Annotated in this window: 17 protein-coding genes and 1 tRNA gene; 6 read left to right on the top strand and 12 right to left on the bottom strand. The window is 70.6% G+C overall.

The genetic code is table 11. From position 1 onward, the window contains the following. Positions 1–96: 96 nt before the first annotated feature. Positions 97–693: a histidine phosphatase family protein gene (locus KGQ19_RS40575; RefSeq protein WP_212019444.1), complete on the bottom strand. Its 597-nt coding sequence runs from the start codon at positions 691–693 to the stop codon at positions 97–99. 583 nt (positions 694–1,276) lie between these two features. Here KGQ19_RS40575 and KGQ19_RS40570 point away from each other — a divergent pair. Next, positions 1,277–2,443 (top strand): steroid 3-ketoacyl-CoA thiolase, encoded by a 1,167-nt coding sequence (locus KGQ19_RS40570; protein WP_212019442.1) that lies wholly within the window; start codon positions 1,277–1,279, stop codon positions 2,441–2,443. Positions 2,444–2,522: 79 nt separating this feature from the next. On the opposite strand, the gene KGQ19_RS40565 is transcribed toward KGQ19_RS40570, so the two are convergent. After that, complete coding sequence (locus KGQ19_RS40565; protein WP_212019440.1) at positions 2,523–3,245, bottom strand: pyridoxamine 5'-phosphate oxidase family protein; 723 nt, start codon at positions 3,243–3,245, stop codon at positions 2,523–2,525. A gap of 27 nt (positions 3,246–3,272) precedes the next feature. Between KGQ19_RS40565 and KGQ19_RS40560 the strand changes: the two genes are divergently transcribed. Both KGQ19_RS40560 and KGQ19_RS40555 read left to right on the top strand, forming a co-directional pair. Beyond that, complete coding sequence (locus KGQ19_RS40560; RefSeq protein ID WP_212019438.1) at positions 3,273–4,607, top strand: aminotransferase class I/II-fold pyridoxal phosphate-dependent enzyme; 1,335 nt, start codon at positions 3,273–3,275, stop codon at positions 4,605–4,607. A gap of 159 nt (positions 4,608–4,766) precedes the next feature. Further along, complete coding sequence (locus KGQ19_RS40555) at positions 4,767–5,225, top strand: hypothetical protein (RefSeq protein ID WP_212019436.1); 459 nt, start codon at positions 4,767–4,769, stop codon at positions 5,223–5,225. A 47-nt stretch (positions 5,226–5,272) separates the two neighbouring features. Here the strand turns inward: KGQ19_RS40555 and KGQ19_RS40550 are convergent, their stop codons facing one another. From KGQ19_RS40550 to KGQ19_RS40505, 10 genes are all read right to left on the bottom strand, one after another. Next, complete coding sequence (locus KGQ19_RS40550) at positions 5,273–5,743, bottom strand: metal-dependent hydrolase (RefSeq protein WP_212019434.1); 471 nt, start codon at positions 5,741–5,743, stop codon at positions 5,273–5,275. A gap of 47 nt (positions 5,744–5,790) precedes the next feature. Continuing rightward, positions 5,791–6,576 (bottom strand): protein phosphatase 2C domain-containing protein, encoded by a 786-nt coding sequence (locus KGQ19_RS40545; RefSeq protein ID WP_212019432.1) that lies wholly within the window; start codon positions 6,574–6,576, stop codon positions 5,791–5,793. A 12-nt stretch (positions 6,577–6,588) separates the two neighbouring features. Then, positions 6,589–7,113, bottom strand: coding sequence for a glycoside hydrolase family 30 beta sandwich domain-containing protein (locus KGQ19_RS40540; RefSeq protein WP_212019430.1), 525 nt, complete (start codon positions 7,111–7,113; stop codon positions 6,589–6,591). A 139-nt stretch (positions 7,114–7,252) separates the two neighbouring features. Beyond that, the gene (locus KGQ19_RS40535; protein WP_212019429.1) at positions 7,253–7,795 is read right to left on the bottom strand and encodes a GNAT family N-acetyltransferase; all 543 of its coding nucleotides are present in this window, start codon (positions 7,793–7,795) and stop codon (positions 7,253–7,255) included. Positions 7,796–7,922: 127 nt separating this feature from the next. Continuing rightward, positions 7,923–7,994: transfer RNA gene (locus KGQ19_RS40530), tRNA-Val, on the bottom strand. Between the two features lie 185 nt (positions 7,995–8,179). After that, positions 8,180–8,881: a hypothetical protein gene (locus tag KGQ19_RS40525; protein WP_212019427.1), complete on the bottom strand. Its 702-nt coding sequence runs from the start codon at positions 8,879–8,881 to the stop codon at positions 8,180–8,182. An 86-nt stretch (positions 8,882–8,967) separates the two neighbouring features. Continuing rightward, positions 8,968–9,309, bottom strand: a complete 342-nt coding sequence (locus tag KGQ19_RS40520) for a hypothetical protein (RefSeq protein ID WP_212019425.1) — start codon at positions 9,307–9,309, stop codon at positions 8,968–8,970. Between the two features lie 83 nt (positions 9,310–9,392). Beyond that, a complete protein-coding gene (locus KGQ19_RS40515) occupies positions 9,393–9,950 on the bottom strand; it encodes a peroxiredoxin (RefSeq protein ID WP_212019423.1) in 558 nt (185 codons plus the stop codon). A gap of 5 nt (positions 9,951–9,955) precedes the next feature. Beyond that, on the bottom strand, positions 9,956–10,468 hold the full coding sequence (locus KGQ19_RS40510) for a DUF3052 domain-containing protein (protein ID WP_230420202.1): 513 nt from the start codon (positions 10,466–10,468) through the stop codon (positions 9,956–9,958). Positions 10,469–10,503: 35 nt separating this feature from the next. Then, positions 10,504–10,725, bottom strand: a complete 222-nt coding sequence (locus KGQ19_RS40505) for a DUF1918 domain-containing protein (protein ID WP_212019421.1) — start codon at positions 10,723–10,725, stop codon at positions 10,504–10,506. Between the two features lie 162 nt (positions 10,726–10,887). On the opposite strand from KGQ19_RS40505, the gene aceE reads away from it, so the two are divergent. The 3 genes from aceE to KGQ19_RS52345 form a co-directional block, all read left to right on the top strand. Beyond that, complete coding sequence (gene aceE / locus KGQ19_RS40500) at positions 10,888–13,662, top strand: pyruvate dehydrogenase (acetyl-transferring), homodimeric type (protein WP_212019419.1); 2,775 nt, start codon at positions 10,888–10,890, stop codon at positions 13,660–13,662. A 189-nt stretch (positions 13,663–13,851) separates the two neighbouring features. After that, positions 13,852–14,640 (top strand): maleylpyruvate isomerase family mycothiol-dependent enzyme, encoded by a 789-nt coding sequence (locus tag KGQ19_RS40495; RefSeq protein ID WP_212019417.1) that lies wholly within the window; start codon positions 13,852–13,854, stop codon positions 14,638–14,640. A gap of 336 nt (positions 14,641–14,976) precedes the next feature. Further along, the coding region (locus tag KGQ19_RS52345) for an NB-ARC domain-containing protein (protein WP_307856660.1) at positions 14,977–16,502 on the top strand (1,526 nt) is incomplete at its 3' end.

Below are 16,502 nucleotides of genomic sequence, written 5' to 3'. Positions count from 1 at the left end.
GGGCGGGTGGCTTACCTTGTTTCTGGGTGGTTTGCCCCCTGGTAGGGCGGGGCCCTACCCCTGCCGGTTCAGGCCCTACCTCCGCCGGTTCAAGCCCTACCCCTGCTGATTCAGCCCGTCCACCACCGGCCGCGCGTGCTCGAACCCGAGCCGCGACACCGCGGCGGTGTCCAGCCGGAAGAACCGCCCGTCCAGCGCCGGCAGCCCGAGCCAGCGCGAGCACAGCACCCGCAGCACGTGCCCGTGCGCGACCAGGCACACGTCCTGCCCGTCCCCGTCGGCCAGCATCGGCCGCACCTTCGCCAGCACCCGGTCCACCCTGGCCCCGACCTGCTCGATGGTCTCGCCGGGGTGCTCGTGGTCGCCGGGTACGACGCCGTCGTCCCACAGGTACCAGCCGGGCCGGCTCTGGTGGATCTCGTCAGTCGTTATCCCCTCGTAGCCGCCGTAGTCCCACTCCAGCAGGTCGGGGTCCTCGATCGCGCCGGTCAGGCCGGCGAGTTCGGCGGTGCGCACGGCACGCGTCAGGGGGCTGGTGTAGACGGCGCCGAAGGTGCGGCCGGCCAGAAGTTTGGCGGCGGCGCGGGCCTGGTCCTCGCCGACGGTGGTCAGCGGCAGGTCGGTCAGGCCGGTGTGGCGCCCGGACCGGCTCCACTCGGTCTCGCCGTGGCGGAGCAAGATCAGCTCAGACATGCTCCCGAGCGTATCCGGACCGGGCGTCTCGTGCGTGACGAGCCGGTGTGGTCCGCCACACGTTTCAGCAGGGCTCGAACCCGCGCGCGCCCTGGCGCCCCGGGTGGCGTGTCCCGACCGGCCATTGACCCGGACGGCATCTCCCTTTTGACTGGAAAGCGGCGGCATTGGCGGCTTGTGGCGGATCCCCGCCGCGAAGCCAGGACCGCCGCCAGCGAAGGAGGCGCTATGGCGAAGCAGTCATTGTCGGAAGTCCAGCGATCACCCGCCGAAGACACCCCGCCGACGCCCGCCGGGAGCCGGGTGCTGCCGATCGTCGTCCTCGACCCCGAGGCCGGGAGCTGCAGCTGCGGAGGCGGTTGCAAGTGCGGCTGTCAGAGCGGAAGCAGCTGTGCCTGTGGGGGCGCCTGCGGCTGCTGACGGATCCCGCGCTGTGACGCGGACCCCGAGGAGGGGGCCGCCGGAGTTCGTCTCCGGCGGCCCGTTCCCTTGTCGCGGGATTGCTGTTAGGTTCGCAAAACTAGAACCTGTATCAGTTTTTGGAGGAGTTCCGGAATCCCGGAGTCCGGCAGGAGGGGCGTCCATGTCCGAAGCCGTCATCGTCGAGGCCGTCCGCACCCCGATCGGCAAGCGCAACGGCGACCTGGCCAACCTGCACCCCGCCTACCTGCTCGGCGAGACCTACCGGGAGTTGCTGAAGCGGACCGGCGTGCCGGCCGACGCGGTCGAGCAGATCGTCGGGGGCTGTGTCACCCAGGCCGGCGAGCAGGGGTTCAACGTCGCGCGCACGGCGTGGCTGGCGATGGGCCTGCCCTACTCGACCGCGGCCACCACGATCGACTGCCAGTGCGGCTCCTCGCAGCAGGCGAACAACCTGGTGGCCACGATGGTCGCCGGCGGCACCGTGGACATCGGCATCGGCTGCGGGGTGGAGGCGATGTCCCGGGTCCCGCTCGGCGCCAACGCCAAGTCCGGCTTCGGCCGCCCGCAGCCGGACGAGTGGAACCTGGACATGCCGAACCAGTTCGAGGCCGCGGAGCGGATCGCGCGCAAGCACGGGATCACCCGCGACGATGTCGACTCGCTGGGTGTCTTGTCGCAGGCCCGGGCCAAGCAGGCGTGGGCCGAGGGCCGGTTCGACCGCGAGGTGTTCGAGGTCCAGGTCCCGACCCGCGAGGAGGAGCGCGACGAGCACGGCATGTGGCGCGGGGTCGGCCGCGACCAGGGGCTGCGCGACACCACCCGCGAGGGCCTGGCCGGGCTGAAACCTGTTCTCCCCGACGGCATCCACACCGCCGGCACCGCTTCCCAGATCTCCGACGGCGCCGCCGCGGTGCTGTGGGCGTCCCGGGGCACGGCGGTCGCCCTGGGCCTGCGCCCGCGGGCCCGCGTCGTCGCGCAGGTGATGGTCGGCTCCGACCCCTACTTCCACCTCGACGGCCCGATCCCGGCCACCACCGCGGTGCTGGCCAAGGCCGGGATGACGGTCGACGACATCGACCTGTTCGAGATCAACGAGGCCTTCGCCTCCGTGGTGGTGTCCTGGGCCCGCGCGCACCGCGTGGACCTGGACCGGGTGAACGTCAACGGCGGCGCGCTGGCCATCGGGCACCCGGTCGGCGCCACCGGCGCGCGCCTGTTCACGACGGCGCTGCACGAGTTGGAGCGCGCCGACAAGGAGTTCGCGCTGCTGACGATGTGCCAGGGCGGGGCGTTGGGGATCGCGACGATCATTCAGCGGATTCGCTGATCCAGGCCGCCGACGCCGGCTCGGGACATCAGTGTCCTGGGCCGGCTCCGCTAGCAGCCTGTCCTAGCAGCCTGTCCTGTCAGTGCTCGTGGTCGCAGGCGCGCGGCCGCACATAGTGCCGCGCGTACCCCGGCGCGTCGATCCCGTCCCGCAAATCCGGGCTCGGCTTGCCGACTCCGGCGGTCACAGCCAGCGGGATACTGCCGGCCCAGTACGGGAGCGCCAGGTCCTCCTCGTCGTCGACGACGTTGTCTCCGCGCGACTTCAGCGAGACCTGCTCCAGATCCACGGCCAGGATCGCGGTGGAGGCCAGTTCCTTGCGGGTGGGCTCGCGCGATTCGGCGGTGCGGCCGGGCGCGATGTGGTCGATCAGGGCCCGCATCGCGTCGAGGCGTTCGGCGGGGTCGGCGACGACGCGGGCCGTGCCGTGCACCACGACGCTGCGGAACGCCACCGAGTGGTGGAACCAGGAGCGGGCCAGGACCAGCGCGTCGTGCAGCGTGACGGTCACGCCGACCGGCCGGCCGTCGAGCGAGGAGAAGCGGCCGCCGCTGGAGCCGTGCACGTAGAGCCGGTCGCCGATCCGGGCGTGGACGGTGGGCAGGACCACCGGGCCGCCGTCCACGACGAAGGCCAGGTGGCAGACCAGCGCCTCGTCAAGCACGGCGTGGACGGCGGCGCGGTCGTAGTCGACCCGGCTCTGGTACCGGGTGGCGGTGGTGCGTGGAGTCTGTTCGTAGGCGCCCTGGGCGCCCGGACCGTGGGGACAGGCCTCGGTTTCAGCGTCGCGTAGTTGCGTCATTTTTCGTCCTAGTGCAAACTAGTCACTGTGGTAGTTCAAACACCGTCACCGGCAGCGTACAAAATCTCCGGCCGGGGCGCCAGCCAGATCGCGGCCTCGATCGAGGCCGGCATCGCCCGCGGCCGGCTGGCCCCGGGCCAGGCGCTGCCCCCGATCCGGGACCTCGCCGCGGAACTGTCGGTCAACCCGAACACCGTCTCGGCCGCCTACCGCCTGCTGCGCGACCGCGGCGCCGTGGAGACCGCCGGCCGCCGCGGGACCCGGGTGCGCGCGCAGCCGGCCACCGCCCCGCGCAACCTCTCCTTCCAGATCCCGCCGGGTGCCAAGGACCTGGTCACCGGCGACCCGGACCACCGCCTGCTGCCGGAACTAATCTTCCCGAGCAGCGTGTCACAACGTCTTTATAAGGACGAGTCGATCCTGCCGGAACTGCTGGAAACGGCCCGAGCCCGCCTCGGCGCCGACCACGTCCCGACCGACGACGTGCTGCTCACCTTCGGCGCCGGGGACGCCGTCGACCGCGCGCTGTCCGCACACCTGCGCCCCGGCGACTCGGTGGCGGTCGAGGACCCCGGCTGGGGCACCGTCTACCGGCTGCTGCCGGCCATGAACCTGACCGCCGTGCCGGTCCCGATCGACGCCGAGGGCATGACCCCGGAGGGGCTGGCGGCCGCGCTGAAGCGGGGCGTGCGCGCGGTGATCATCACCAGCCGCGCCCAGAACCCCACCGGCGCCGCCGTATCCGCCGCGCGCGCCAAAACCCTGCGCAAGGTCCTGTCCGGGCACCGCGAAGTCCTGCTGATCGAGGACGACCACGGCGCCGACCTCACCCGGCACCACGGCCTGCACACCCTGGCCGACAGCACGGAGCACTGGGCCCACATCCGCTCGCTGTCCAAGGCCTACGGCCCCGACCTGCGCTGCGCCGTGGTCGCCGCGGACGGCACCACCGGCGGCCGGATGGCCGGGCGGCTCCGGCTCGGCGCCGGCTGGGTCAGCCACCTGATCCAGGCCCAGGTGCAGCGGCTGTGGACGGACGAGGCGGTCGAGGCACAGATCATCGAGGCGGCCGGGGTCTACAAGGAACGCCGCGACACCCTGGTCGCCGCCCTGGCCGCGCGCGGGATCGAGGCCTTCGGCACCTCCGGTATCAATGTCTGGATTCCGGTTCCGGAGGAGGCGATCGTGGTCAGCGGCTTGCTGGCGGCCGGCTGGGCGGTGGCTCCGGGCATCTGGTTCCGCGTCGACAGCCCGCCGGGCATCCGGATCACGATCGCCTACCTGGACCTGGCCGACGTCGAGCCGCTGGCCGACGCCGTCGCCGCGGTCCTCAGCGGCACGGGCCCGGCCGGCTCGGTGTAGTCGGCGCCCCAGCCCTGCCCCCGCGGTGGAGGCGGCGCGGCGGCTCCACCGACTCCATCAGGGTAGGAATTTCGCATAATCTGTTCGCCCGTGGCGAACGCCGCCGAAGAAGCCCACCGGACCCTTCTTTTGCCCCCGGCCCCGGCCTACCGTGGCGGAATGGGCGAATGGTGGTCGATCGAGGTGGCGGACGGCGAGTTCTCCGCGGCCTCCTGGAAGGACACGCACGGCCGTGACCTGATCCGCACCGCGCTGGAATACGGCGCGGAGGACTGGGCCTGGGTCGAACGTCCCTGGGGTGTGGTGCTCGAGCTCTGCTTCCCGGAGGACACTACGGTCGGCGGCTGGCCCGCCTTCCGCGACGCGACACTGGTGAAGGCGGCCCTGGACGCCGTCCCCGATCCGGTCAACGGGCTGCTGGTGTACCCGGGACGGGGAGGCTCCTCCGGCGCGCGCGTCCCGCGCAAGCCCAAACCGGCCCCCGCCGCGGCAGCCGCGGCGCTGCCAGAGCCGGACATCAGCGACGAGGTGGTCAGGCTGGCTGCGACGGTGGCCACCGAACCGCTGCCGGTGGACCGGGGCTCGGCCGTCTACCCCGGCGCGCGGTTCGCGAGCTAGGTGCTAGCTGCTTGCAGTTAGCTAGCCTTCGCCGCTAACTCCGCTGGCTAAGCGCGCGCTCCGCGCCGCTTGATCAACGCCGCCGCCGACAACGCGAACCCGGTGGCGGCGACCAACTCGTGCGAGACGAACCGATGCGGCGCCTCGTCCTGGATGCGGCTGTGGAAGCGATTCACCGCGTCCGGCCACAGCTTGCGCTTGAAGATGATGTGCGCGGGCTTGTCCAGGTCCGGGAGCGCGGCCCCGGCCATCCCGAGCACCACGGACGCGGCCAACTTGGTCCGCCCGGCCGCGGGCGTGCGCAACACGGCCCGCGTCACGATCCCCATGGCGGCCAGCCCGGTCAGCCCGTCGGCGACAGCCACCCGCAGGAAGTGGCTCTCGCTCTCCCACTCGCCCCAATGCGGCAGCGAGTCGAGGGCGAAGTGCGACGCGACCCCGATCGCAAAGGCGGGCAGCGGACGTCGCACGGCGGCGCCGATCACCGCTCCGGACAGGACGTGATTGGTCACCAGCATGGCTTCACGGTAGCCGAGCGGTGATCAGTAGGCGCGGCAGGCTCGAGTCAGAAGCGGCAGAAGACGGCGGTGACGTCGTCGTGGACTTTGCCACGGTAGGTCCCCGGCGGCGTGGCGAGCTCTTCGCCCCGGACATCGGCGACCACCTCGCGCGGTCCGTACTTGTCCATCCGCTCCAGCACCTCAAGCCACGTGCGCCCGTACCGCTCGACCAGGCGCGTGATGCCGTCGGTCATGAGCGCGGCGCGGGTGACGTCACCGATCGGAATGCTGCCGACGATGGCCTTGTCCGCCGCCTCGGGCCGGTTCGACGCGATCCAGAAACCCTCGTCCGTGTTACGCAGGCGGCTGACACCCCCGACGGAGTAGTCGGGGAGGTGGGCCGTGCGGTTGTCGTGCGCGACGGTCAGCTCGGTGGCACTGGCACTGGCACTGGCACTGGCACTGGCACCGACACCGCGCTCGATCACGATCGCCGAATCACCGAGCACGATGTAATCGACAGTCTGCGCGCCGCACCGCAGCATCACAGCTGTGCTCGACGGGCTGTCGGGGTTTTCCAGATCGCAGGTGTCCGCGTGCTCGCCCATCGTCGCCGCGATCCCCCCGCGCAGGACATCCACCAACGCCGCACGCGGCTCGCGCAGCAGCAGGCCGGCGAGATTCATCCCGAGGCGCGCGACCAGCCACGGCACGTCGTGCACACACCCGGAGTCGACGCCGACCGGTGCGGTCGCACCGTCCAGGACGATGACGAAGGACTCGGTCGCTATGACGAAGTCATCGTTGGGACGCGGCGCGGACGCCGCCTGGCAGACGTAACTGACTTCCACAACCTGTCCCCACTAACCGGCACGACGGAGAAGGATCACGGTAGCGGAGTAGGGCGCGAAGGTGGTCGGCGCCGGACCGGCATGCGAGGAGACGGCGGTGTCGCCCGGCTGCCAGCTGAGGGTGCGGACGGCCTGGTAGCCGCACGGCACGGTCAGGTGGATCGTCTGGGCCTGCTGGGGGTCCTCGTTGAGGAGGACGACGGCGAGCGTGCCGTCCGCGCGGCGGATCGCGTGGGCCGAGACCGTGCTGCCTGTGCCGCTTGTGCTGTCTGTTCCGCCTGTTCCACCTGTTCCACCGCCGGTCGTCGTGGTTGCCAGCAACTGACCGCCGCCCTTGAGCACGGTCGTGAGCAGCCGCATCGTCTGATAGGGGGCGAAGGAGGTGCCGGTCGGCGGCTCGCAGCCGGTCTTGCCGGGCTGGTCGACGGGGCAGGTGCCGGAGGAGAGCAGCCCGAGGTCTCCCCAGCCGCCGTCGCTGGTGGAGTTCGGGCCGCTGTACAAGACCCACCAGTCGACCGCGGACGCGCCGTGCTGCAACAGGGTGAGGTTGTCGTCTACCAGGTAGAGGGCGTTGACCGCGGTGACCTGCTGCTGCGTGGGCGAGATGCCGGCAGAGTCGGTCTCTTCCGACTACGAGACGAAGCCGGGCGGCGAGTCATCGCCTGAACAGGCCCGGCTATCGCGCCCTCCACTCGTCTTCGAGGATCACGTGCGTGATCGAGTCGCGCCAGGCCCCGTGGGTGAAGACGTGGTCCCGGATCCGAGCCTCTTCCACCATGGCGTTCCTGCTCATGGCCCCGGACGAGGCCGCGTTCTCCGGCGACCGCGCTCCCCACATGCGGTGCAGACCGAGTTGGTCGAAGCCGAGTTGCAGCAGCAACTGCACCGTCTCGGTCCCGTAGCCGCGGCCCCACACCGAGGGGTCCAGGGCGAAGCCGATCTGACCTGCGCGATGGGCTTCGAGCGTCAGCCGGGCGTAGCCGATCAGACCCGAGTCCGTGCGCAGCGTCACCGCGAGTCCGTAGGCCGTGCGCGGGTCGACCCGACGATCCGCGATCCCGCTCGCGATGACACCGACGACCGAATCGAGCGGGCGCGGGTCGAAGCTGAGGTGTTCGGTCACGACTTCGCTTCCGTAGATCGCGAACAGCGCGTCGATGTCGTCCTCACGCAGCTCCCGGAACCTGAGCCGCGGGCCTTCGAGCGCGACCGGGTTCATGAACCGACCATAACGGCCAGCTCGCCGTCGGCGGTAGAACCCTGATCCGTGAGGCGTTCGGCAGCTGCCGGGCCGTGACATCGTTCCGGCGGCGGATGAGCGAGTCGCCCCTGCTGCTCGTTCCGGGTGGGCGCGGACAGGTTCGAACTGCCGACCGCTCGGGTGTAAACCGAGTGCTCTTCCACTGAGCTACGCGCCCTCCAGAAGGCCGCCAGGGCGGCCCTCAAGAGGGAAAGAGTACCCGACCCAGGCCGTAGGCGCGGACCGTGATTCCAGTGCGCCACAGCGGCGACTGTGCCTGCTCCGGCACCCGCCGCAGTGACTACTCGCTTTACTCCCGGCTTGGTACGCGCGCGGGCGTCGCCCATACGTCCCCCGCGCACGTCACCCCAGCCCCTTAGGCTGCCCGTCCTGCCAGCGCATCCCCCACCCGTACATCCGATCCAGCTCCGACTGGAACCCCGTCGTGAACTGCACCTCGCGCTGGACCACCAGGTCCGGGCCGTGGCGGAGCAGTAGTGCCACGGCGCATGACTTGGCCTGCGGGATCGGGTTCTCCAGCTTGATCTCCAGGGGGTTGCCGATGGCCGGGTGGAGGGTGACCTTCGCGTTGGCGCCGTCGAAGGCGCCTTGGTAGGCGAACACGAAGATGAGCACTCGGCTCAGTTCGTCGGCGTGGTCGAGGTTGATGAACAGGTTCTCGCCTATGGCGCTGCCGCTGCGGTCGTCCTGGTCCAGGCGGATGTAGGGCGGGCGCTCGAAGTCGCCGCGGCGGTGGCCCAGGGCTTGGACGACGCCTCGTTGGCCGGCCGCGAATTCGTAGAGGCAGCCCAGGTCCAGGTCGACGAGGCGGCCGTGGCTGATCGGGGGTGGTTCCAGGCGGCGGGAGGAGAGTTTCAGGCCCGCGGTGGGGCGGGGGGTGGGGATCGTCGGGAGCTGGTCCCATATCAAGTTCACGCGGAGCGTGCCGGCGGCGGCGCCTCGGCTGGTCAGCGACTGCACCGGGCGTGCGGCCGTCATCTTCTCGACGCGGTTGCTGCCCTCGCCGTCGTCGGACGCCCTGATGATCATCCGGTTCAGGCGCATGGCGGTACCCCCTGGCTGATGAAGTTGTCTGACATCCCTATCCATCTGACTACAGTTTGCTACCCCGTGCCGTCTAGGCGGAACGCTCAGTCCGTTCTCTGGCCGAAATGGCGCTCCAGGGCGGCGTGTACGTCCTCGGACAAGGTGGTGAGGCCGGAGCGGGATGCGGTGCCGGTCGCCGGGTCGGGGACGGTCTCGGGGGTCACCCGGTCCTGGGCTCCGCAGTCTTTGCATTGCGTGTTGCCAAGTGCGCGGGCCAGTCGTGCGGAGCCGCACGCGGCGCAGTGTGCCAGGTCAGCGGTCCAGTCGCGGTCGTGCTGGCAGTCCGGGCAGATCAGGACCTGCTCCCCCGCGCGCACGCCCCGCCGCCACGGTGACGCGCCGCGGACCGGGTCGGTCTGGCGGGCGCCGCAGCGGTGGCAGGGCATGGCGTGGAGGTTTCCTATACGGGTCGGGTGCCGGGGGTCCCGGCGGCGGTGATTCGGATGGGAGGGGGTGAGATGGGGTTGTTCTATACGCCTGCGCCGACCGCGGTGATCGCGCCGCGATAGTCCTCCAGCGAGCGGGCGTCCGCCAGACCGTTCACCACGGTCCAGCGGACGACGCCCTCATGGTCGATGAGGAACGTCCCTCGGACGGCGCAACCACGCTCCTCGTCGAAGACGCCGTACGCGCGCGCCGTCCCGCCGTGCGGCCAGTGGTCGGCCAGCAGCGGGAAGCCGAAGCCGGCCTCGTCGGCGTACGCGCGCAGCGAGTACAGCGCGTCGCACGACGCGGCCAGCACCTGCACGCGCTCGTTCTGGAAGTCCTCGACGCTCTCCTGGATCGCTTGTAGTTCCGAACCGCAGACCCGGGAGAAGGCGAACGGGTAGAAGACCAGCAGCACGGCCTGCTTCCCGCGGAAATCCGCCAGGGAGACGGTCTGGCCGTGCTGGTCGGTCAGGGTGAAGGCCGGGGCCGGGTCGCCGACCGCCGGCACCGGCGGCTGCTCCGCCTCGACCTGCGAGGAGGGGCGGTCGGGGGGATGTGTGGATGGGCCGCCTTCGGGCGGCCCGGGTTGGGAGGACATCGCCGTTACTGCCCCGCGGTGTCGTCGGCCTTGGCGCGGACCGCGGACTTCGCGAGCTTGCCGCCGGCCTTCGGGCTCACCAGCCGGGTGCCCAGCCATTCGGGTCCGGCGCTGATGCTCGAGGTCGCCGACAGGCCGGCGGTCGGGGCCGCCTCGCCGATGTCGCTGGGCTCCACGTGCCCGTCCCGGCCGGCCTTGGGCGTCAGCAGCCAGATCGGGCCGCCGTCGGCCAGCGAGGTGAGCGCGTCGACCAGGTTGTCCACCAGGTCGCCGTCGTCCGTGCGGTGCCACAGCACCACCGCGTCGACCACGTCTTCGAAGTCCACGTCGACCAGATCCGCGCCGATCGTGTCCATGATGGCCTGACGCAGTTCCTCGTCGCAGTCCTCGTCCCAGCCGAGTTCCTGCACCACTTCGCCTGCCTGGAAGCCCAGGCGCACGGCCAGCGGGTTGGCAGCGGTCTGAACCTGGTCCGCGACCGCGCCCACGGAACTGTCCTCCTTCATGTCGTTCTGCATTCCCCTAGTCCATACGCCGGAAGCCCAAGACGCAACTACCCGAAGGGCTGCGAGTCCGGCGCGGTGTCGCCGACCGGCGGCGTTTCGACCACCGCGTCGGGTCCGGGGAACACCAGTCCCTGGTGTCCGTCGGCGAACCTGACCAGGTAGGGCGGGGTGCCGGCCGCTCCCTTGACCTCGATGATCTCCCCGACCCGCTCGGCGTGCCCGACCACGTGACCGTGAACGTGAAGCCGGTCTCCCACAGAAGCTCGCATGTCTCCAGTTCACACCCGCCTGGCGGTGAAGACCACCCCTTGGCACGCATTTATCATGGTTACCACCCAGTAGATGTGACGTCCACGGCATGCGCGTTAGACGATGGTGGACGATGTAACCGAGAAGATCTACAAGATCTATGTCTAGGTTGAAGGACGACAGTGGCACCCGGACAAGAGCGTTTCCCCATCATCAGTGACGGCCTGCCCACTCAGCTGCCGGACGTGGACCCGAACGAGACCGCGGAGTGGATCGAGTCCCTGGACTCAGTCGTCAACGAACAGGGCCGCCAGCGTGCGCGGTACCTGATGCTGCGCCTCCTCCAGGAAGCCCGCGCGAAACAGGTCGGCGTGCCGGGCCTGCGCTCCACGGACTACATCAACACGATCCCGCCCGAGGCGGAGCCGTGGTTCCCGGGAGATGAGGACATCGAGCGCCGGATCCGCGCGTTCATCCGGTGGAACGCCGCCATCATGGTGTCCCGGGCGAACCGTCCGGGCCTGGGTGTCGGCGGTCACATCGCCACCTACGCCTCGGCCGCGTCGCTGTACGAGGTGGGCTTCAACCACTTCTTCCGCGGCAAGGACCACGGCGAGTCCGGCGACCAGGTCTACTTCCAGGGCCACGCCTCGCCGGGCATCTACGCCCGCGCGTTCCTGGAGGGCCGGCTCACCGAGCAGCACCTGGACGGCTTCCGCCAGGAGACCTCCCAGGCGCCCTTCGGCCTGTCCTCCTACCCGCACCCGCGCCTGATGCCGGACTTCTGGGAGTTCCCGACCGTCTCGATGGGCCTGGGCCCGATCGGCTCGATCTACCAGGCCCGGTTCAACAAGTACCTGTACTCGCGCGGCATCGCGGACACCTCGCGCAGCCACGTGTGGGCCTTCCTCGGCGACGGCGAGACCGACGAGCCGGAGTCGCTCGGCGCGATCGGCCTGGCCGCCCGCGAAGAGCTGGACAACCTGACCTTCGTGATCAACTGCAACCTGCAGCGCCTGGACGGCCCGGTGCGCGGCAACGGCAAGATCATCCAGGAGCTGGAGTCCACCTTCCGCGGCGCCGGCTGGAACGTCATCAAGGTGATCTGGGGCCGGGACTGGGACCAGCTGTTGGCCCAGGACACCGACGGCGCGCTGGTGAACAAGATGAACACCACGCCCGACGGCCAGTTCCAGACCTACACCGTGGAGACCGGCGCCTACATCCGCGAGAACTTCTTCGGGGACGACGCCCGGCTGCGCAAGATGGTCGCCGACATGTCGGACGACCAGCTGCGCACCCTCTCGCGCGGCGGCCACGACTACCGCAAGGTGTACGCGGCGTTCAAGGCGGCCCGCGAGCACACCGGCCAGCCGACCGTGATCCTGGCCCACACCATCAAGGGCTGGACCCTCGGCGAGCACTTCGAGGCGCGCAACGCCACGCACCAGATGAAGAAGCTCACCAAGGCCGAGCTGAAGAGCTTCCGCGACCGGCTGCACCTGCCGATCACGGACGCCCAGCTGGAGGCGGACCTGCCGCCGTACTTCCACCCGGGCGAGAACTCCCCGGAGATCCAGTACATGAAGGAGCGCCGGGCCGCGCTCGGCGGCTACCTGCCGCGCCGCCAGGTGCACCCCAAGCCGCTGCCGCTGCCCGGCGACGACGTCTACGGGCAGCTGAAGAAGGGCTCCGGCAAGCAGGCGATGGCCACCACCATGGCCTTCGTCCGGCTGCTGAAGGACCTCATGCGGGACAAGAACATCGGCGCGCGGTTCGTGCCGATCATCCCGGACGAGGCCCGCACCTTCGGCATGGACTCGCTGTTCCCGACGGCGAAGATCTACTCGCCGCACGGGCAGACCTATGACGCCGTGGACCGCGACCTGCTCCTGTCCTACAAGGAGTCCACGCAGGGCCAGATCCTGCACGAGGGCATCAGCGAGGCCGGCTCGACCGCGTCGCTGGTCGCCGCCGGCACCTCCTACGCCACGCACGGCGAGGCCACGATCCCGGTCTACATCTTCTACTCGATGTTCGGGTTCCAGCGCACCGGCGACCAGTTCTGGCAGATGTCCGACCAGCTCGGGCGCGGCTTCGTACTGGGCGCCACGGCCGGCCGTACCACGCTGACCGGGGAGGGCCTTCAGCACGCCGACGGCCACTCCCACCTGCTGGCCTCCACGAACCCGGCCGTGGTCGCCTACGACCCGGCGTTCGCCTTCGAGATCAGCCACATCGTGCAGGACGGTCTGCGCCGCATGTACGGGTCCTCCGAGGAGCACCCGCACGGCGAGGACGTGTTCTACTACATGACCGTCTACAACGAGCCGTACCAGCAGCCCGCTGAGCCGGCCGGAGTGGACACCGAGGGCATCCTCAAGGGCCTGTACCGCTATGCCGCGGCCCCCGAGGGTCCCGCCGACCGGCCCAAGGCCCAGATCCTGGCCTCCGGCGTCGGCGTCACCTGGGCTCTGAAGGCACAGCAGATGCTGGCCGAGGAGTGGGGCGTGGCGGCGGACGTGTGGTCGGCCACCTCGTGGACCGAGCTGCGCCGCGACGCGCTGGCCGCCGACGAGCGCGCGCTGCTCTACCCCGAGGAGGAGGCGCGCACGCCGTACGTCACCCAGACCCTGGGCGCCACCGAGGGCCCGATCGTCGCGGTGTCGGACTGGATGCGGGCCGTCCCGGACCAGATCGCGCAGTGGGTGCCGGGCGACTCGGTCACGCCGCAGCGCTACACCTCGCTGGGTGCCGACGGCTTCGGCTTCGCGGACACCCGCGGCGCGGCCCGCCGGTTCTTCCACATCGACGCCGAGTCGGTGGTCACCGCGGTCCTGGCGCAGCTCGCCAAGCGCGGCGAGGTGAAGCGGGAGGCTCCGGCCGAGGCGATCCGGAAGTACCAGCTGCACGACGTGCGCGCCGCGGGCGCCGGGCCGACCGGCGGCGAGGCGTAAGCGGTTCCCGCACGACAGCGCGACAGCACCACCGCGCAAGCGCACGACGGCAAAACCGCACAACCACGAGCGCACAACCGCACGACCGCACGACCGCACGACCGACAACGTCCCCACTGCCAGTGAGCAGTGGGGACGTTTCGCGTTAATCACTGGCCGGGCGCCGAAATTCGGTGATACACAGCCGGGGTGCATGAGATCCCCGAGTTCACCGAACTGCTGACGCTGCTCGACGAGCGGTCGACGGCCTTCCACACCGCCATCCAGTCCGCGCCCGACCTGTCCGCGCCGGTGCCGACCTGTCCGGACTGGACGCTGCTGGAGCTGGCGCAGCACCTGGGCAGCGTGCAGCGCCGCTGGGCCCTGGTGATCGCCGCGGGCCCGTCCGAGACCGATCCGACCGAGCCGGAGAAGGAGATCCGCAAGACCGCGCCGAGCGAGCGGGAAGCGCTGCTGGCGTGGCTGACGGAGGCGACGCGGCTGCTGCTGGACGCGGGGCGCGAGGCCGGCCCGGAGCGCGGCTGCTGGGCGTGGTGGGGCAGTTCGGAGGCGCCGCTGACGGCCGGCGCCGTGATCCGGCACCAGGTCCAGGAGGTCGCGGTCCACACCTACGACGCCCAGCTCGCGGCGGGCGTCTCGGAGCCGGAGCAGGTGCCGGGCCTGGTCGCGATCGACGGCGTCGAGGAATTCGGTCTCACCTGCGGCACGACGAACGTGCCCTGGCCGTACGAGCCCGCGCTGTTCGACGTGTGCATCGCCGACGGCCCCTCATGGCGCGTGACGCTGTCCCCGGCCGGCGCGAGTCTGAGCCAGCTGTCCGATGACGACACGGACCGGGAAGCGCCCGGCGCCTCGTTGCGGGGCACGGCCAACAACCTGGTGCTCGCGCTCTACGAGCGGATCCCGCTGGACTCGGTCACGGCCGACGGCGATCTGGAGCTGCTCGAACGGGTCCTCACCTGGGACATGGAGCCGTAGCCGGAAAGGAACCGTAGCCGGAAACCGCAGCGGCGCCCCCGAAAGGGCGCCGCTACAGGTGGTTGACCGGTACATAACCGCGTCTTGCGGAACCCCCCACGAGTCCCGCAAGACGCGGCGAAGTCGGCCGTCGCAAGCCCCCGTTGGACGCCGCTATGGATACCCGGGCTCCGCCCCACGCAGCCGGGTCGCCGCCGCACCGTCCGTTGCGCGACTCGCAGGATGAGATTAAGCAATGGAGATGCCCGGACGCGAGAATCCCGTACAACTCCGTACACTCGTCCGCAAGCCGTAGACCTGCGGTGATTCTTCGGAACGGGGTACGGAAGGGTTTCTGTGACAGACCAGCCGCTCTCCACCGTCCGCGATCCCGCTGCTCCCGATCCCGCCGGCGCGGTGGATCTGTCCAATGTGGTGGATCTAGCCGACTTCATCGAGCGGCTGCGGACGCTGCGCGCCTACGCCGGTTCGCCCTCGTTCCGCGTCCTGGCCAAGCGCGTGGGGCCGCTCCTGAAGCAGCCGCAGGATGTCACGCACTCGACGATCAGCGACGTCTTCGACCCCACCCGGCGTCGGCTGAACCAGGAACTGGTCGTGGCGATCGTCCTCGCGCTCGGGGTGCCCGAGGCGCAGGTACCGCAGTGGCGCTCAGCCTGCCTGGCGGCGCACGCGGCGAAACGGCGGGCTCCCGGGCCGACCGGCGTCTTCCGGCAGCTACCCGCGGAGCTGGCGACGTTCACAGGGCGGCGCGAGGAGCTGGCCGCGCTGATAGCTTTGGTGGAGGTCTCGGGGGCGGCCGAAACACCTGGCTCCCGGAACTCGGACTCCCAAAGCGCCGCCGTCCCGCACACCGTGGTCGTCTCCGCGATCGAGGGCATGGCCGGGGTCGGCAAGACGCAGCTCGCCATCCGCGCCGCGCACGAGTTGGTGCGCGCCGGACGGTTCGCCGACGTGCAGCTGTATGTGAACCTGCGCGGCTTCGACACCGAGGCGGCGCCCGCGGACCCGGCCGACGTGCTGGACTCGTTTCTGCGGCAGCTGGAGGTGCCCGCGCGGCGCATCCCGGCCGGCTTGGCCGAGCGTGCGGCGATGTTCCGGGACCGGATCGCCGGCCGCGACGCGCTTCTGGTGCTGGACAACGCCGCCGACGAGGCGCAGGTCGCCGCGCTGATCCCGGCCGACCCGCGGTGCCTGGTGCTGGTCACCAGCCGGCGGACCCTGGCCGGGCTGGACGGGGCGCGGCTGTTGCGGCTGGACGTCTTCCCGTTGCGCGATGCGCTGGAACTGCTGGCGCGGGTGGTCGGACAGGAGCGAGTCGCGGCCGAGCCGGAGGCCGCGGTGCAGGTGGTGCGGTTGTGCGGGCTGCTACCGCTGGCCGTTTCGCTGGCCGCTGCTCGGTTGCGGTCCCGGCCGGCGTGGAGTTTGGCGCGGTTGGCGACGCACCTGCGGGACAGCGGGCTGGATGCGGTGCGGGCCGGGAGCCGGGAGCTACGGCCGGTTTTCGAGCTCTCCTACCGGGAGCTGCCGGCTTCTACGGCGCGCGCTTTCCGGTTACTCAGCCTGCATCCCGGGCGCGGGTTCACGGCCGGTGCGGTGGAGGCGCTGACCGGCACGTCCGAAGCTGCGGCGCAGGACGAGCTGGAGGCGCTGCTCGACGAGAACCTGGTGGAGCAACGGACCGCCGATCGGTATGAGCTGCACGACTTGCTGCACGCGTTCGCCCTGGAGCGGGCCGAGGCGGAGGAGAGTGCCGCCGAGCGGGACGAGGCACTGGCTCGGCTCCTGTCCTGGTACCTGCACGCCGCCGAGAACGTCTCCCGGGCCGTGGAAACACGGCGGTTGCTGGAGACGCTGCCCACCCG

Source organism: Catenulispora pinistramenti, assembly GCF_018274385.1.
Taxonomy (GTDB): Bacteria; Actinomycetota; Actinomycetes; order Streptomycetales; family Catenulisporaceae; genus Catenulispora; species Catenulispora pinistramenti.
Note: the sequence above shows the minus strand (reverse complement) of the source record. Positions and strands in the feature narration are given on the sequence as shown.

Excerpts from the sequence above, each read along its gene's own strand:
- KGQ19_RS40575 (WP_212019444.1), bottom strand. The coding sequence starts at position 693 with ATGTCTGAGCTGATCTTGCTCCGCCACGGCGAGACCGAGTGGAGCCGG.
- KGQ19_RS40570 (WP_212019442.1), top strand. The coding sequence starts at position 1,277 with ATGTCCGAAGCCGTCATCGTCGAGGCCGTCCGCACCCCGATCGGCAAG.
- KGQ19_RS40565 (WP_212019440.1), bottom strand. The coding sequence starts at position 3,245 with ATGACGCAACTACGCGACGCTGAAACCGAGGCCTGTCCCCACGGTCCG.
- KGQ19_RS40555 (WP_212019436.1), top strand. The coding sequence starts at position 4,767 with ATGGGCGAATGGTGGTCGATCGAGGTGGCGGACGGCGAGTTCTCCGCG.
- KGQ19_RS40550 (WP_212019434.1), bottom strand. The coding sequence starts at position 5,743 with ATGCTGGTGACCAATCACGTCCTGTCCGGAGCGGTGATCGGCGCCGCC.
- KGQ19_RS40535 (WP_212019429.1), bottom strand. The coding sequence starts at position 7,795 with ATGAACCCGGTCGCGCTCGAAGGCCCGCGGCTCAGGTTCCGGGAGCTG.
- KGQ19_RS40525 (WP_212019427.1), bottom strand. The coding sequence starts at position 8,881 with ATGCGCCTGAACCGGATGATCATCAGGGCGTCCGACGACGGCGAGGGC.
- KGQ19_RS40520 (WP_212019425.1), bottom strand. The coding sequence starts at position 9,309 with ATGCCCTGCCACCGCTGCGGCGCCCGCCAGACCGACCCGGTCCGCGGC.
- KGQ19_RS40515 (WP_212019423.1), bottom strand. The coding sequence starts at position 9,950 with ATGTCCTCCCAACCCGGGCCGCCCGAAGGCGGCCCATCCACACATCCC.
- KGQ19_RS40510 (WP_230420202.1), bottom strand. The coding sequence starts at position 10,468 with ATGCAGAACGACATGAAGGAGGACAGTTCCGTGGGCGCGGTCGCGGAC.
- KGQ19_RS40505 (WP_212019421.1), bottom strand. The coding sequence starts at position 10,725 with ATGCGAGCTTCTGTGGGAGACCGGCTTCACGTTCACGGTCACGTGGTC.